The 17079-nt window shown below is 42.8% G+C and carries 13 protein-coding genes and 1 tRNA gene; 13 read left to right on the top strand and 1 reads right to left on the bottom strand.

The features are described from left to right. Position 1 precedes the first annotated feature (1 nt). Genes murG through ftsZ form a run of 5 tightly spaced genes read left to right on the top strand, consistent with a single transcriptional unit; the run spans position 2 to position 6166 of the window. Complete coding sequence (gene murG / locus FHS68_RS01100; protein WP_167266381.1) at positions 2-1099, top strand: undecaprenyldiphospho-muramoylpentapeptide beta-N-acetylglucosaminyltransferase; 1098 nt, start codon at positions 2-4, stop codon at positions 1097-1099. Positions 1100-1132: 33 nt separating this feature from the next. Next, complete coding sequence (murC, locus tag FHS68_RS01095; protein ID WP_208408120.1) at positions 1133-2524, top strand: UDP-N-acetylmuramate--L-alanine ligase; 1392 nt, start codon at positions 1133-1135, stop codon at positions 2522-2524. A 25-nt stretch (positions 2525-2549) separates the two neighbouring features. Then, positions 2550-3326 carry a cell division protein FtsQ/DivIB gene (locus tag FHS68_RS01090; RefSeq protein ID WP_167266372.1) on the top strand — a complete coding sequence of 259 codons (777 nt, stop codon included), beginning with the start codon at positions 2550-2552 and terminating at the stop codon, positions 3324-3326. Between the two features lie 15 nt (positions 3327-3341). Beyond that, on the top strand, positions 3342-4691 hold the full coding sequence (ftsA, locus tag FHS68_RS01085; protein ID WP_167266369.1) for a cell division protein FtsA: 1350 nt from the start codon (positions 3342-3344) through the stop codon (positions 4689-4691). Between the two features lie 41 nt (positions 4692-4732). Continuing rightward, positions 4733-6166 (top strand): cell division protein FtsZ, encoded by a 1434-nt coding sequence (gene ftsZ / locus FHS68_RS01080; protein ID WP_167266367.1) that lies wholly within the window; start codon positions 4733-4735, stop codon positions 6164-6166. Between the two features lie 55 nt (positions 6167-6221). Here the strand turns inward: ftsZ and FHS68_RS01075 are convergent, their stop codons facing one another. Beyond that, positions 6222-6764 carry an NADPH-dependent FMN reductase gene (locus FHS68_RS01075; protein ID WP_167266364.1) on the bottom strand — a complete coding sequence of 181 codons (543 nt, stop codon included), beginning with the start codon at positions 6762-6764 and terminating at the stop codon, positions 6222-6224. Between the two features lie 251 nt (positions 6765-7015). Here FHS68_RS01075 and accD point away from each other — a divergent pair, with 251 nt between their 5' ends. From accD to FHS68_RS01035, 8 genes are all read left to right on the top strand, one after another. Then, positions 7016-7855, top strand: a complete 840-nt coding sequence (gene accD, locus FHS68_RS01070) for an acetyl-CoA carboxylase, carboxyltransferase subunit beta (RefSeq protein WP_167266362.1) — start codon at positions 7016-7018, stop codon at positions 7853-7855. Between the two features lies 1 nt (position 7856). After that, the gene (locus tag FHS68_RS01065; RefSeq protein WP_167266359.1) at positions 7857-8834 is read left to right on the top strand and encodes a radical SAM protein; all 978 of its coding nucleotides are present in this window, start codon (positions 7857-7859) and stop codon (positions 8832-8834) included. A gap of 254 nt (positions 8835-9088) precedes the next feature. After that, positions 9089-9547 carry an SsrA-binding protein SmpB gene (gene smpB / locus FHS68_RS01060; protein ID WP_167266356.1) on the top strand — a complete coding sequence of 153 codons (459 nt, stop codon included), beginning with the start codon at positions 9089-9091 and terminating at the stop codon, positions 9545-9547. A gap of 97 nt (positions 9548-9644) precedes the next feature. Continuing rightward, positions 9645-10154, top strand: a complete 510-nt coding sequence (locus FHS68_RS01055) for an HNH endonuclease (RefSeq protein ID WP_167266354.1) — start codon at positions 9645-9647, stop codon at positions 10152-10154. A 209-nt stretch (positions 10155-10363) separates the two neighbouring features. Then, positions 10364-12181, top strand: a complete 1818-nt coding sequence (rpsA, locus tag FHS68_RS01050) for a 30S ribosomal protein S1 (RefSeq protein WP_167266352.1) — start codon at positions 10364-10366, stop codon at positions 12179-12181. 86 nt (positions 12182-12267) lie between these two features. Continuing rightward, positions 12268-12338: transfer RNA gene (locus tag FHS68_RS01045), tRNA-Cys, on the top strand. A 274-nt stretch (positions 12339-12612) separates the two neighbouring features. Then, entirely contained in the window at positions 12613-13908 is a 1296-nt protein-coding gene (locus FHS68_RS01040; protein WP_167266350.1) for a c-type cytochrome, read from the top strand. A gap of 47 nt (positions 13909-13955) precedes the next feature. Further along, entirely contained in the window at positions 13956-17039 is a 3084-nt protein-coding gene (locus FHS68_RS01035; protein WP_167266347.1) for a TAT-variant-translocated molybdopterin oxidoreductase, read from the top strand. Positions 17040-17079: the final 40 nt, after the last annotated feature.

Here is a 17079-nt window from a genome sequence, read left to right as displayed (position 1 = left end):
AATGTCAAGAAAAGTGATTATCAGTGGAGGAGGAACAGGCGGACATATTTATCCGGCTATTGCAATTGCCACTGCTTTACAACAAAAAGATCCGGATCTTGAGGTACTGTTTGTGGGTGCATTGGGTAAAATGGAAATGGAAAAGGTACCAAGAGCAGGTTATAACATTGTCGGTTTGCCCATTGCAGGTATAAAAAGAGCACTTTCTATTGATAACCTTGTGCTTCCGTTCAAGCTTTTGAATAGTTTATTAAAAGCTAAAAAGGTCATTAATGACTTTGGGCCTGACGTTGCGGTTGGCGTTGGCGGTTTTGCTAGCGGACCTTTGCTGATGATGGCATCCCTTGCAGGCATTCCAACTTTGATCCAGGAGCAAAATTCATACGCAGGGATTACCAATAAATTTTTGGGTAAAAAAGCGGCTAAGATTTGCGTAGCATACCCGGAGATGCAGCGGTTTTTTCCACAGGAAAAGATCGTTCTTTTGGGTAATCCGGTGAGAAGTGACATTGTAGATGTGGCTTCAAAAAATAAAGAGGCTTTGGTTCATTTTGGCTTAAAACCGGACAGGAAAACGCTGTTTGTAATGGGAGGAAGCCTGGGCGCAAGGTCGATAAACGAAAGTATCCATGCAGGATTAGATCAAATAATAGGAGCAGGATATCAGGTTCTGTGGCAGACGGGAAGAAGCTACATTGACACAGCTCAGACCGCCATTACGGAGTTGGGAACCAATCGGGTTAAAGCATTTGACTTTATTTATACGATGGACCTTGCATATGCTGTCGCAGATGTGGTGGTTTCAAGGGCCGGTGCATTGTCTGTTTCTGAATTGTGCCTGGCTGCGAAACCGTCCATTTTAGTGCCTTTTCCGGCTGCATCGGAAGATCACCAGACAAAGAATGCCTTAACCCTCGTGGAACAAGAAGCAGCCTGGATGATCAAGGATTCGGATGCGAAGCAAAATCTTGTTCAAAAAGCACTTGAATTGCTTGGTGATATTGGTAAGCAGGAAAGCCTAAAATCAAATATCAGAAAACTGGCCAAGCCCACCGCAGCCGATGATATAGCGGCAGAAGTTTTAAAATTAATTAGATAAAAATCCCAGGATACGGATCATATGTCATCTTCAATGACGAATTGGAAATATATTTATTTTGTAGGAATAGGCGGCATTGGCATGAGTGCATTGGCCCGGTGGTTTAATGCCAATGGTTTCAATGTAGCAGGTTATGACAAAACAATAACACCACTTGTTCAGAAATTGGAAGAGGAAGGCATTGAAGTTACTTTGGAAGATTCTGTTGAAAGCATTCCGCATGCATTTAGTGAAGATCCGGGTCAAACGCTGGTTATTTACACGCCCGCAGTACTCGTCCATCATGTGCAGATGAATTATTTCAAACAGGAAAATTTCCTAATTTTGAAACGGTCTCAGGTTCTAGGATTGCTTACCAAAAATTTGAGAACAATTGGTGTTGCAGGGACTCATGGTAAAACAACTACATCCTCTCTTGTGGCGCATATTTTGAGATATGCTAATGTGAATAGCACAGCATTCCTGGGTGGCATCACTCAAAATTACGGTACCAACCTGCTTTTGAATGAGCCTACGGAAAATCTCGAAGAGGTTTTCTGCGTCGTCGAAGCAGATGAATTTGACAGGTCATTTCTGACCCTTTTTCCCGAAATCGCAATTGTTACTTCTACGGATGCAGATCATCTGGACATTTACGGTAAGCATGAAGCGATGCTGGAATCGTTCCGTGAATTCGTAAGCCAGATTGACGATGACGGTGTGCTTTTTATGAAAACTGGTCTGGAATTGACGTCGGCTACCAATGCGCGAGTATTCACATATTCGCTGAACGGAGGTGCTTATCACGCTGCAAATGTTCGCATTGAGAATTCCCGTTTTGTCTTTGACCTGATTTATCCAGCGGGCATCATTGCGGACATTGCAATGAAAATCCCTGGTTACCATAATATAGAAAATTCTATCGCTGCGAGCGCAGTGGCCCTATATGTGGGCGTTTCGCCTGAAAAAATAAAAGAAGCTCTTGAAACTTATAAAGGAGTAAAAAGGCGCTTTGAATATCAGGTGGAAGAAGAGGATACCGTATATATTGACGACTATGCGCATCATCCCACAGAAATTGAAGCATTCCTTTCGTCGGTAAAAGGACTGTATCCTGGAAGGCATGTGACCGCTATTTTTCAACCTCACCTTTTTACCCGTACGCGGGATTTTGCGGATGGTTTTGCCGAAAGCCTGTCATTAGCTGACCGTCTTCTTTTGCTGGAAATTTACCCTGCGAGAGAGTTGCCAATTGATGGCGTGAATTCTGAAATGATCCTTGCGAAAGTGGCAATTGCCGACAAACAATTGGTTGCTAAGGAGAATGTTATGAGCGTTTTGCAGGATTTAGATACCGATATAGTAGTTACAATCGGCGCTGGTGATATTGATACTTTGGTAGAGCCAGTGAGTAAACTGCTTAAAAATCCATTTGCTAATAATTAGTAAAAGCATTCTTAATATTACTAAGATGTTACGTAAATTTGGTTATTCATGGTTTTTGTTGAAACGTAGTCTGTGGCTGATCCTGCCAATTGCGGGAATCGGTATGGCCGAAAGCAGGCTTGGCAATCAGCGCTGTAACGATCTTATTATATCTATTCAGGGAGACTCGGGAGCACATTTCCTGAATCAAATGGATGTCCGAATGTTGGTTACCGAAAATGGGGGAGATCCTTTGCTCGGCAGCAGGTTGAAGGATGTTGCCCTGAATGATCTCGAGAATAGGGTCAAGAGAAATAAGTTGATCAGGAAATGTCAAATTTATCGTGATCTCAGGGGAAATATAGTAGTTGAAGTAGAGCAGGAAAGGCCGCTGGCCCGTTGGATCAGTACTTCCGAGAACGGGGAAATGCAAAATGCGGCTGGATTTTATATTAATGATGACGGCGCTTCCTTCCCTTTGTCAGACAGTTATTCGGCGAGGGCGTTGTTGGTTTCAGGCTCCTATTTTAAGGATACCAAAAAATTACAGATGGTGAAGGGTTCGGCGATGATGGATCTGCTTCGTTTTCTGAATGCGGATCCCTTCTGGAAGGCACAAGTAGCACAGGTGAATGCAGATAGGGACGGAGAAATTTACCTGTTAACTGTTTTGGGTGATCAGAAAATTGAGTTGGGAATGGCAGAGGACTACCAATCCAAATTTAAAAAGCTCAGGCTATTTTATGAAAAGGTACTGAGTCAGGATTGGAGCAGATATAAAAGAATTAGTATTAAGTTTCAGGATCAAATCGTTTGTGAATAATAATTCACCACCAATATGGCACACGAGAAAATTGTAGTAGGAGTAGATATCGGGAGTACGAAAATAGCCGTGATTGCTGCGCAGGGAGCAGCTTCCGGCTCGCGCCATAGTAGTATTGAAATCCTGGGGTTCAGTGAAGTTGCAATGCCTTCCGGAGCTGTGGTAAACGGCACCGTAGAGAATATAAAACAAGTTGGAAGCGCCATCAGGGAAGCTTTGCAGGAAGCATCTTCCCGCTCGGATCTTGACATTGGGGTTATTAATGTAAGTTTCGGAGGTTCGAATGTGAAGGTAAGTGCGCACAGTGACGGAGTGATCAGGCCTTCGGCGTCATCTGGCGAAGAAGTAACCCAAAGGGATGTGGACCAGCTGGTGGACGATATGTATAGGGCCAGAATTGAGCCCAATTACGATGTGCTGCACGTATTGCCCATGGAATTTGTAGTTGATAATGCAATGGGAGTCCGTGAACCGGTTGGTCGTACCGGAATTAAATTAGGCGGACACTTTTTGATTGTGTCGGCTGAAAACCAGTCTATTGCCAAAACCAAAAAAAGCCTTGCCGATGCGGATAAGAATTTGAAATGCGATAAGATGGTTTTCGGGCCTCTAGCTACAAGCCTTGCAGTTTTAACAGATAATGAAAGAAAAGCCGGCATTGCATTGGTCGATATTGGTGACCATACCACTGATCTGGTCATTTATGAAGATCGCATTATCCGCCATCTTGCAACATTTCCAATTGGCGGCCGCCACATAACCAGCGATTTAGCTGCCGGATGCCTCATTCAAAAAGAAAATGCAGAGCAATTAAAAAAGGAGTTTGGGTCTGCTATCTCAGCAGATGTTCCTTTGAATGTGGAAATTCTGGTGAATTTTCTTGCCGGAAGGACACCTAAGCCAGTTTTAAAGAAAAATGTGGCGTTAATAATTGAGGCAAGGCTGACAGAAATTGCTGCAATGGTATATGCAGAGATTATCAACTCTGGATATCTTGATAAACTCATTGGCGGGGTCGTTTTAACGGGCGGTTCAGCCAATATTGATAATATCGAGGTTCTTTTTGAGAAAGTGATGGATATGGCTGTGAGAGTAGGTTATCCTGAAAACCTCGAAAGAACTGCGAAAGCTGATGCTGTGAGCAACTCCTCCTTTAATACAGCAATAGGCCTTGCCTGGGCCGGCCTAAGGTCCATCGACACCAGGGTGACCTCGGTATGCAAACCCTCTACTGCCTTCAATACCGGTGTTGTTCAAAGAGAAAAGCCAAAAGAAGTGAAAGAAACGATTAAGAAAAACGGGACATTTTGGGATAACATCAACAGCATCATCGGTAAAAAAGATGACAGCATAGGAGACTATTGAAATTTAACAGGAGAAGTGGTACAAACTCAACCCCGGGAATTATGAACACAAGCTTGTTGCAATCTTTGGATCAGGATTACATCGTGAACGAAATCGTGAAGGATCAGCCTGACGGCGGACGGCAGGGTGAACCTGCAATCATAAAGGTGATTGGAGTTGGCGGTGGTGGAAGCAACGCTGTTAATTACATGTTCGAAAAAAAGATTACGGATGTCGAGTTTGCAGTATGTAATACCGACAGGCAGTCGCTTGCAAAAAGTCCTGTTCCGGTCAAAATTCAGCTTGGCGCTACATTGACGCAGGGATTAGGAGCTGGTACAGATGCAATAAAAGGTAAAGAAGCTGCACTTGAAACCATTGAAGAGATCAAAGGTTTGCTTGGAGGCTCTATCCAAATGGTTTTTATTACCGCTGGTATGGGCGGAGGAACCGGAACTGGTGCTGCTCCGGTTATCGCGCAGCTTGCGAGAGAAATGGGAAAACTGACCGTTGCAGTGGTAACAGCGCCATACACTTGGGAAGGATTGGATAAGAAAGAACAGGCACTTGAAGGGATTGAGCAACTCAAAAAATATTGTGATACCGTTCTGGTTGTTCTTAATGATAAGCTCGAAGAACTTTATGAAGATATGACCATTACCCAGGCATTCGCCGAGGCGGATGGCATTCTTCTCAATGCAGTAAAAAGTATTTCCGAAATTATTACAACCAGCGGAAACATCAACACGGATTTTAAAGATGTTGAAAAAGTATTGAAAAGTGCAGGCCAATCGGTGATGGGAACTTCGGAATCCACGGGTATTGATCGAGCCCAGACTGCCATTAAAGAAGCATTGGATTCTCCGCTTTTGAATGACCGGGATATAAGAGGTGCAAAACGGATCCTGGTAACGCTTGCCACAAGCAAGAAGAAAGAGGCGACCATGAAAGAGCAGCGCGAAATATGGAGCTACGTACTTTCTCAGGTTGGAGGAGAAGCCAGAATGTTCAAGCTGGGTACCATTACAGATGATTCGCTGATGGATAAGTTGCGCGTTACCATTGTGGCGGCCGGTTTCGACAGCATTGAATCGCCTATTCCCGGAACGTATTTAAACCATACTTTTGGGGGAAGAAATGAAAATACCTACGTTGATGGGAATTTCATGCAGGATACTACTCAGCCCGATGAAGAGTTGGTACTAACAGCAGAAGTTGAAGAAAATACCCCAACCGGCCCGGCTGAGCTAATATTAGATTTGGATATAGTCGCTCCTCCTTTCCGGCAAATGAATAATTCTCTAACAGAAGTGGACGCTGGCGGAGATTGGGAGGAAGAGGAAATGGAGCGGATCCATACAATGGTCAACTCATTTAAAGACAAACAGGTTAAATTCGCTGACCTCGAAGGCCCTGCCTTTCGCAGAAGCAGGATTGAGCTATGGAAAAAGCCCGCAATACCGGCTTCTGAAATGGAGCAACATTGGTTGAAATAACCATAAAAACAGAAAGGGAGCGATTTGCTCCCTTTCTGTTTTTATGGACTTGCCTCTAAAAGTGAATAATTTGACCAGCCTGTATTTCCAGCAATTCTTTATACAAAGCATTGGAAATGATCTTATCACTATAATGCGAGCGGATCTGTCCCAGTTTAACCCTAAGCGCTAGGGTGTTCATCCCCAGATAACTAAAAACATCATTTAAATGACTCAGGGCTATTGCTGCCCCCTGCATATTGGATGATAATCCTACAAGTGCCGCCTTTTTATTGGAAAAGCTATTGGGATAAGGTAGTCCGTCGATAAAAGCCTTCAGTACACCCGGATAAGAACCATTATATTCCGGTACGATGAAAACAAATTTGTCAGTTTCTTCGAGCAGCGATTTCAGGCTGTTAAAATCTTTATTTTTCCCGGAATTTTCGTATAGCGCCGAGACGGTAAAATCATGCGGAAGATTGATGAGGTCAAGGATAATGCTTGGTGCATGGTGTTGAGTAAGGATGTCCTGATAATATTCAGCAATTTTTCGGGACATTGAGTTAGGTCTATTCGTACCAACAACAATCACTATGGGGGAAATATCTGTATTCATGATTAGCATGTATGAGCCCGGTGCCAGTCAAGGGCTGTGTAAAAGTGGGCTGTTTCAGTAACAAATTATCATCAAAATTGTTCAAGCCGGGTTAATACGCAGTCTCAAAACCAGTACTTCGGCAACCAGGAGCTGTGCCTGTTTTCACGATACCGAACAATTATTGTTATATTTGAATACAATTTTCATTATGAAAATGTGATAAATACTTAAAATTTAGGGCTTTATCAAGATATAACCCACAATAATATATGTCCTGGTTTATTCGGAAAGAAAAAGGTATTAATACGCCAACCGAAATGAAGCGTGAAGCTCCTGACGGCTTATGGTACCAATGCCCTAATTGTAAAAAGATTACTCCTACCAGAGAACATAAGCAGAACGCTTACACTTGTCCTCATTGCAATTATCACGAAAAAGTGGGTTCAGACGTATATTTCAGTTTGTTATTTGATGATGAATTTACTGAACTGGACGAAAATCTTACTTCCGGAGATCCACTGCATTTTGTAGACACAAAAGCTTACCCTGATCGCATTAAGTCCACAATGGCTAAAACTGGTTTGAAGGATGCGGTCCGGACTGGTTATGGACGGATGAATGAAATCGACGTGGTGATCGCCTGTATGGATTTCAATTTTATTGGGGGTTCAATGGGTTCTGTTGTGGGAGAAAAAATTGCGCGGGCTATCAGCTACGCATTGGAGCATAAATTTCCTTTTCTGATGATTTCCAAATCTGGCGGTGCTAGGATGATGGAGGCTGGATTTTCCTTAATGCAAATGGCCAAAACTTCAGCGCGTCTGGCACAGTTGTCTGAGGCCAAAGTTCCTTATGTATCGCTCCTCACCGACCCTACAACCGGCGGTGTTACAGCATCTTACGCAATGCTCGGGGATTTCAATATTTCAGAACCGGAGGCACTGATTGGTTTCGCTGGGCCAAGGGTTATTCGTGAGACGATCGGTAAAGATTTACCCAAAGGATTTCAAAGCGCTGAATTCGTTCTGGAGCATGGGTTTTTGGACTTTATAGTAGACAGAAAAGATCTGAAAGATAAATTAACAAGTCTGCTCACCATGTTACGCTGATATGCGCCTGGTATCCCATCCCGTGCTATGCAATTACTATGTGACTTACCGCTGCAATGCGTCGTGTAGTTTTTGCGACATCTGGGAAAAGCCATCGCCATACATTACGGTCGAAAATCTAAAAGAAAATTTAAGGGATTTAAAAGCACTCGGGGTTAAGGTAATTGACTTCACGGGTGGCGAGCCATTGCTTCATAGGCAGCTTGACCTCCTTCTGAGAGAAGCGAAGGCGCATGGAATGATTACCACTGTTACCAGCAATGGTCTTCTGTATCCAAAGTATGCCGAAAGATTGCGCGGATTGATTGACATGCTTCATTTCTCGCTGGATTCACCGGATCAGGAAGAGCATGACAAGTCGAGAGGCGTGAAGTGTTTTGATAAAGTCATGGAATCCATTGAAATCGCCAGTTCATTTGGAGAGCGCCCAGACATTATTTTTACAGTTTTTGAAGATAACATCGGAAAGATCAGGCAATTGTGGGAAGATATTTGTTTGCCACATAACCTGGTATTGATACTTAATCCAGTTTTTGAATATAATAATGTAGGCTCCAATCTGTCGAAAGAATCGTTAGCCGAATTGCAATGGTGGGCAAAGCAAAAGAACGTTTACCTCAATGAAGCATTTATCCAGCTAAGGTTGGATGGAGGCAATCGGGTCGATAATCCGGTTTGCAAGGCTGCAAGTACTACGATTGTAATATCCCCTGAGAATAAACTGGTATTACCCTGCTATCATCTGGGCCTGAGGGATTTCCCGATTGATGGAAAGCTTTTTGATTTGTATCATTCCGATGAAGTCCAGAAATTGGTTGCCCTGGAAGGACGACTTCCCGCTTGCGAAAGTTGCGCCATTAATTGCTATATGCAGCCGTCTTTTGCAGTGGAAATGAACAAGTATTGGTGGAAAGCTCTTCCCAGCACCATAAAGTACAACCGAATGAAGGGTACCTGGAAACAGATGGTGAGGTTTTAGGGCTACGTGCAATTTCCCTTTCCCGTCATATAATACGCCCATCCCACATCTTTTTGTTTGGCATCCCCACTGCCTTGATAAACTCGGCGATTCCACTTTTATGAAGGATACTCCAACCTGAAATCGCTAAACCTCAAAATTGTCAGCAGACCTTAGGCCAAACACACCGATAGAATGGTCTATAACTTTCATTAGTTGGTATAGTTTTAACAATAAATTAATTTTGAGCCCTTTTCTTAATTCCAGCGATTGACATGTCCGAAAAAATTGTTAAAAAAGTAGATATAAAGAACCGACGGGCTTCTTTCGAATACTTTTTCCTTGAAGAGTTAACAGCCGGAATATCATTAACCGGGACAGAAATCAAATCGATACGGCAAGGAAAAGTAAATTTTCAGGATGCTTATTGCTTATTTATGGATGGCGAGCTCTACATACGCAGCTTGCATATCTCTCCATATACCGAAGGGACACATTACAATCACGAACCCATGCGGGATCGTAAATTGCTGATTACCAAGAGGGAACGCCGAAAATTGATTGAAGGACTAAAGGACCAGGGATTAACCATTATTCCCGTACGATTATTTACAAGTGAGAGAGGCCTGGCTAAATTACATATTGCTTTGGCAAAAGGTAAAAAGCTTTACGATAAACGGGATACGATTAGAGAACGTGATATTAAACGTGAAACAGATCGGGTAAACTATTGATTTAAACCGCTCAGCATTAGGTGGAATTTGGAGCAATCTGATCAATTTTTATGGTAAAAAATTCCTATATTGTCGGAATTAACTACCTCAAGGGCTCATGGGTAAAGTACTGGTTCTTAATCAAGATTACAGCGCATTAAGTGTTTGCACAGTTCCAAAAGCGTTTTTGTTAGTTTACATGAATAAGGCTGAAATGCTGGCCGAATCTCCGGAGCATTATCTTCGGACCGTCAACAGCCAATTCCCAATGCCCGTCGTCATTCGCCTTAACCGTTACATTCACATTCCTTACAGAGGGGTCGTAATGACCAGGCAGAATCTTTTTAAAAGGGACGGTAACCGATGCCAATATTGCGGAACGCATGACAGTCTTACATTGGACCATGTAATTCCTAAATCAAGGGGCGGTAAAACTACATGGGACAATTTGGCAACTGCCTGTAAAAGGTGCAATTCGCGAAAAGGCGATCATACGCCGGAGGAAATTGATATGCCGCTTAGGCAGCGTCCTTTTCGCCCGTCTTTTCTTATGTTCATCAGGGATTTTTCCGGACTAGCGGACGATGAATGGCTTCCATACCTGGGATCTAAGGAAAGAACTTACTAAAATCGCGCCTTAGCGCCATATTAATGCAAGGATGCTTTCCTTGCAATGAATTTTCTCCCCCCAACCTTCCAAAATAAAATTTCCAGATCGTCGCGGAAATTCTTCTCAAAAGGCGTACTTTTGCGCTCTCATTTTCTAAAATACTTGTTTAACTAATTTTCAGCTATTAGCTCGGGAGCTGATGTACATAAGAGCGATAATTCCTATTTATGTCGAAGGAAACACAAAATCAACCACTTCCCGATTTCGATTGGGATAAAGCAGCAGACAAAGGTTTTGGCACAGGGTATTCATCAGCTGACCGTGACCGCTTGGAGCAAATGTATGAGACTACCATTTCTCCTGTTCAGGAAAAAGAGGTAGTAAAAGGAGTTGTTGTAGGTATTACAGACCGTGAGGTGATCCTTAACATCGGTTTTAAATCTGATGGTATTGTTTCGTCCAATGAATTCCGCGATTTGCCCGGTATGAAAATCGGCGACGAAGTGGAAGTTTACGTGGAAAATCAGGAAGATGCACAAGGCCAGCTTGTACTTTCCCGTAAAAAAGCTAAAGTTATTACTGCATGGGATAACATTCAGAAATCATTTGATGAGGATGTTGTGATCGATGCAAACGTGAAGAGAAGAACCAAAGGCGGTCTTATCGTCGATATATTTGGTATTGAAGCCTTCTTACCTGGTTCACAAATTGATGTGAAACCAATCCGCGATTTCGATATTTTCGTTGGAAAACGTATGGAGGTTAAAGTTGTGAAAATCAATTACGCAAATGATAACGTAGTTGTTTCTCATAAGGTGTTGATTGAAAAAGATCTTGAAGCACAACGTCAGCAAATCCTGAATAACCTTGAGAAAGGTCAGGTACTGGAAGGTGTGATCAAAAACATGACGAACTTCGGTGTGTTTATCGATCTTGGTGGTGTGGATGGTCTATTGCACATCACGGATATTTCGTGGGGACGTATTAACCACCCGTCAGATCTGTTATCATTGGATCAAAAACTTAATGTGGTTGTATTGGATTTCGACGAAGAGAAAAAACGTATCTCTCTCGGCTTGAAACAACTTCAGTCCCATCCATGGGATTCATTGGCAGAAGAAATTCAGGTAGGTTCTAAAGTAACAGGCCGCATTGTTAATGTAGCTGATTACGGTGCTTTCCTTGAAATCAAGCCAGGTGTTGAAGGTTTGATCCACGTTTCTGAAATGTCATGGTCACAGCACCTTCGCAATCCTCAGGAATTTATGAATGTCAATGACGAAATCAGTGCGGTTGTACTTACGCTTGATCGTCAGGAACGAAAAATGTCCCTTGGTATCAAACAATTGACCGAGGATCCTTGGACACAAGGTTTATTAAAAGAGAAATATGCAATCGGAACACGCCATAAAGGTGTTGTTCGTAACCTCACCAACTTCGGTTTATTTATTGAGCTGGAAGAAGGTATTGACGGTCTTGTTCACGTTTCTGATCTTTCCTGGACTAAGAAAATCAAACATCCTTCTGACTTCGTCAAAGTAAGTGACGAACTGGAAGTGGTAGTTCTTGAACTAGACGCTGACAACCGTCGTCTTGCTCTGGGCCACAAGCAATTGGAAGAAAATCCTTGGGATACTTTTGAAAGTATCTTTGAGGTTGGTTCAATACACAAATCTACAATTGTTGCAAAAGGCGATAAATTCGCGACACTTGAGCTTCCTTACGGAATTGAAGGCGTTGCTGCCATCAAGAACCTGGCGAAAGAGGATGGTACACTTGCTGAGATTGGAGAAAGTCTTGACTTCACAGTACTTGAATTCTTGAAAGACGAAAAGAAGATCGTTTTAACCCACTCTAAAGTTAAGAGCGCTCCTGTTGAGGAAAAGAAAGAAGAAAAGCCTGCAAAGGCTGCACCTGCGAAACCAGCAGCTTCTTCTCCCGAACCTGCTGGCAAAGAGGCTGAGAAATCAACCTTTGGAGACCTTAGTGTTTTATCTGCTCTGAAAGAACAGATGGAAGAGAGTGAAAAAAAAGGTAAAAAGTAATATCATTAAATGCTGAGTAACTAGTTTTTCGATACTTTCGCACCCGGAATAGCTGTCGGTCTGATGGCAGGCAGCTATTCCAATTTGGTTCCGTGGCCGAGTGGCTAGGCAGAGGTCTGCAAAACCTCGTACAGCGGTTCGAATCCGCTCGGAACCTCCCAATGTGAGCAGCGCTTTTAGCTGATTTAGCGCACAAATATTTAATTAAAAAATACCATTTGACTTGCCTTTTTTAAAGGACTTTCAAATGGTATTTTTTTTGTTAAATGCCTGAAAATCAAGATGAATTGGCAGTGGTATCAAATAGAAATCAATGCGACAAATTAGACAAATTATAAATAAGATAGTGGTTCAAAATATACCCTAAATACTTTTGTGGATAAAAAATCGTGAACTAGTTTTGTCTGCTGAAGAATAATGAACAGTTGATTATGAATATATCATTCCGTACGGACGCTAAATATTGTTCCGACTATCGTTCCTCAAAAATCTTAATAGCTTTTCTTTTAGCTATATTAATAAGCTTACCAAATTCAGTATCTGCACAAGATAGCACAGCTACGGCAGCTGCGGCACCTGCAGGTGGCGGTGATGCTGCCAAGGGTGAAACAATCTTCAAAAATAATTGCGCTCAATGTCATGCTGTAACAGACGAACGCGTAGTCGGCCCCGGATTAAAGGGTGTTAGCGGTCGTCACGATTTCGCGTGGCTGTCCAAATGGGTTCGCAATTCTCAGGCTGTTATCGCATCCGGGGATCCTTACGCTGTCAAAATTTACAATGAGTACTCGAAGGCGCAGATGACGAGTTTTCCTAACTTGTCGGATGACGATATCAAAGGGATATTTGCTTATGTTGACCAGGCAGGAACCGCTGCTCCTGCTGCCGCGACAACTGCCGCTGCTGGCGGTGCCGGAGCCTCCGGGGGGGATGCCAAAGGCGAGGGGCCATCGGATTTGTTTGTACTTGTTCTGGCGGCGCTGGTTGTGGTTATGGTATTAGTCCTGGGCGTTTTGGTTGTGATTGTTTCATTGCTTTCAAAGGCAGTAAACGGCGAGACGGTGGATAGCTCCAAACCCGATTTCATGACAAGCCTCGGAAATTCATTGAGAAAAATTTCAGTGGATCCGGCTATCCGCTCTGCAACGATATGGATTTTTGTTTTGCTAGTTTTAAAAGCTACTCTGGATGGGGCATTTGATATCGGTGTTCAGCAAGGTTATGCCCCAAAGCAACCTATCTCTTTTTCCCACAAGCTACATGCGGGCGAGTATAAGATTGATTGCAATTACTGCCACACTGGTGTGAACCGTGGTAAATCTGCTCACTTTCCTTCGGCTAATATTTGTATGAACTGCCACGGCGTCATTAAGAAGGAATCTCCTGAAATCCAAAAAATTTATACATCCATAGAAAACAATCAGCCAATCGAATGGGTGCGTGTTCATAACCTACCAGATCTGGCATATTTCAACCACGCGCAACACGTCAATGTTGGCGGACTGGAATGTCAGAATTGCCATGGAGAAGTTGAGCAGATGGAAGTGATACAACAACGCTCATCACTTACTATGGGATGGTGTATTGATTGCCACCGGAAAACAGAGGTCAATACGAAGGATAATAAATATTACGACAAGCTGGTACAATTACACGCAACAGAAAGCAAAGAAGCGCTAAAAGTAGCCGATATAGGTGGGTTGGAATGTTCGAAATGCCACTATTAATCAATTGAAATTAATACCTGATACAACTCATTGTATTGAAAAGTTTTATGGAAAATACTAATAAAAGATACTGGCGGGGACTTGAAGAGCTGCGAAATGATGAAAAGTTTGTAAAGGCAGCAACTTCAGAGTTCGGAGTCGGACCAACTGAAAACCAATATGAAAGTTTGGTGGACGGAGCTGGTACACACCGTCGTGATTTTTTGAAAGTGTTGGGTTTTGGAATGGCAGCGGTCTCATTAGCAGCTTGCGAAACACCCGTTAAGAAAGCTATACCTTATATAAATAAACCGGAAGGTGAATTTCCTACCATTGCCAACTGGTATGCATCAACTTATTCTGAGGGCGGAGATTATGCGAGCATTTTAGTTAGGACACGAGAAGGCCGTCCGGTTAAAATAGAACCTAATAGTTTATCGAAGAATTCTTTTGGCATAAGTGCCCGGGTCCATGCATCTCTTCTGGGATTGTATGATAATGAAAAGTTGAAAGGTCCAAAGAAGGGAGAGGATTCAAAAGTGAGCTGGGGAACTGTTGACTCGGAAATCCAGAGCCAACTGACACAGGTTGCGGCCAAGGGCGGTGCAATACGTATTTTATCTTCTACTATTTTAAGCCCATCAACTAAGGCAGTTATTGCTGATTTTACGGCCAAATATCCTACTACGTCCCACGTAGTGTACGATGCAAATTCTTCATCTGCAATACTAAAAGGCAATGAGTTATCATTTGGGAAGGCTGTCTTTCCTTCATACGATTTTAGCAAAGCCAAAGTAATTGTCGGCATTGATGCGGACTTTCTTGGAACCTGGGTTTCACCTGATACTTATTCTGCGCAGTTCGCCGAAACACGACGTGTTAGCAGCGGAAAGGAGGGAAAAAAGGATATGTCCCGTCTTTACCAATTCGAATCGGTTCTTTCTGTGACAGGTTCCAATGCTGACTATCGTACTGCGGTCAAACCTTCACAGCTTGGATTGGTTGCAACAGCCCTTTATAATAAAGTTGCTTCGAAGCTGGGCGGTACTGCTATCTCTTCTTCATCGATTCAAATTGCAAATCTTGATAAAGCAGCCGCTGAGCTGATTGCAGCTAAGGGTCAGGCGTTGGTCGTATGCGGAATTAATGACCCCGCACTGCAGGTGGTTATTAATGCATTAAACAGTCTTTTACTAAGTTACGGATCGACAATTAATTTGGACAAACCAGCCAATTTCCGTCAGGGAAATGACGTGGCCATGAACCAGCTGATTGATGAAATTAAAGGAGGTAAAGTTTCTGCTTTAATTTTATATGGGGCTAATCCGGTTTACGATCATCCACGTGGTGCAGAGCTGGCAGCGACATTGCCGAAAATCGGATTAAGCGTTTCTTTTAACGACCGCGCTGACGAGACGTCTTCTTTATTAAAATATATTTGTCCAGCGCCTCATTACCTTGAATCCTGGAATGATGCCGAGCCTGTATCGGGATCTTATAGTCTTACACAACCAGCGATTAGTCTGATTTTTAGCACTCGGCAGGCGCAATCAAGCCTATTAAAATGGGCTGGGTTACAGTCAGATTATCATGAATATGTGAAGGCATATTGGAGAAAGAATATTTTTACTGGTGGTAATTTTGACCAATTCTGGATTAAGTCTTTGCACGACGGCGTTTATGACGGTACAAGTGTGGCTGTAAGTGCAGGCGCGGCCTTTTCGGGTGACCTGAACGCTGCTGTATCGAGCATTTCCAAAAAATACAAGGCATCTTCGTCCGCTATAGAACTGACGTTGTTTGAAAATGTAGCACTTGGAAATGGCTTTGCTGCTAATAATCCATGGTTACAGGAACTTCCGGAACCTATAACAAAAGCATGCTGGGATAATCATGCATGTATCTCTCAGAAAACAGCCAGGGAATTGGGTGTAGCGCAAGGAGATGTTGTAAAGATTGAATTAAAAGGAAAGTCTGTTGAAGTTCCGGTTATTGTGCAGCCTGGTCAGGCAAACGGAACGGTCGCCATTGCCATTGGATTCGGGCGTGAAAAGGCTGGCAAATCAGCAAATGGTGTAGGTAAAAATGTTTATCCATTAGCTGTATTCTCAGAGGGTTTTTTGTCTTTTGCGCCAGGTGAAGTAACCGTTTCTAAAACTGGCGCTACCAGGGAAATTGCCCAGACTCAAACACACAGTACGGTAATGAACCGTAAGTCGGTTTTACAGGAGACTGTTTTAGCTCATTTTCAGAAGGATCCGTTGGCAGGTAGATTTATTCCAAAAATACATACTTCGGAGGGTTCTGTGGATGCTACCGACCTTTCTCTCTGGAACGGGCATAAGTATAAGAACCACTCATGGGGAATGGTTATTGACCTTAATACCTGTTTTGGGTGTGGTTCGTGTGTAGTGAGTTGTCAAGCTGAAAATAACATTGCAGTTGTTGGCCGTCAGGAGATTATTAACAGTCGCGAAATGCACTGGTTAAGAATTGACAGATATTACAGCAGCGATGCAGATGCGGAAGATTTGAGAGGGTTGGAAATTGCTTCTGAAAATCCTGAGGTTACCTTTCAGCCAATGCTTTGTCAGCATTGCAACAATGCACCTTGCGAAACGGTTTGCCCCGTTTTGGCGACAACACATAGTTCTGAGGGCTTAAATCAAATGGCTTACAACCGTTGTGTCGGAACAAGATATTGTGCGAATAACTGTCCATATAAAGTTCGTCGCTTCAATTGGTTCAAATATTTCGATAACGATAATTTTGACTACAACTTTAATAATGACCTCGGTAAAATGGTCATTAATCCTGATGTAACGGTACGTTCAAGGGGTGTTATTGAAAAATGCTCCATGTGTGTTCACAGAATTCAGGATGCCAAGCTTACAGCGAAAAAAGAGAGAAGACGCATGGTTGACGGTGACGTCAATGTTGCTTGTGCATCATCTTGCCCTACAAATGCAATCATATTCGGGGATATGAATGATCCTGAAAGCAGGATTTCTAAGTTACTGGAAGTCGAAAGAGAAGGAAGGGCTTTTCATATGTTGGAAGAAATCAACGTGAGGCCACAAATTGCTTATTTGACTAAAATTCGTAATAAGGATGCTGTTGCTAAGGCCGCTGCGGAAAAGGAGCACGCATAATTCAGTAGATCAATTTTTGAAGATTAAATCATTAAAAATA

The sequence above is a fragment of the Dyadobacter arcticus genome (genome assembly GCF_011762185.1).
GTDB classification, from domain to species: Bacteria; Bacteroidota; Bacteroidia; order Cytophagales; family Spirosomataceae; genus Dyadobacter; species Dyadobacter arcticus.
This window is presented reverse-complemented; position numbering and strand designations above follow the sequence as displayed.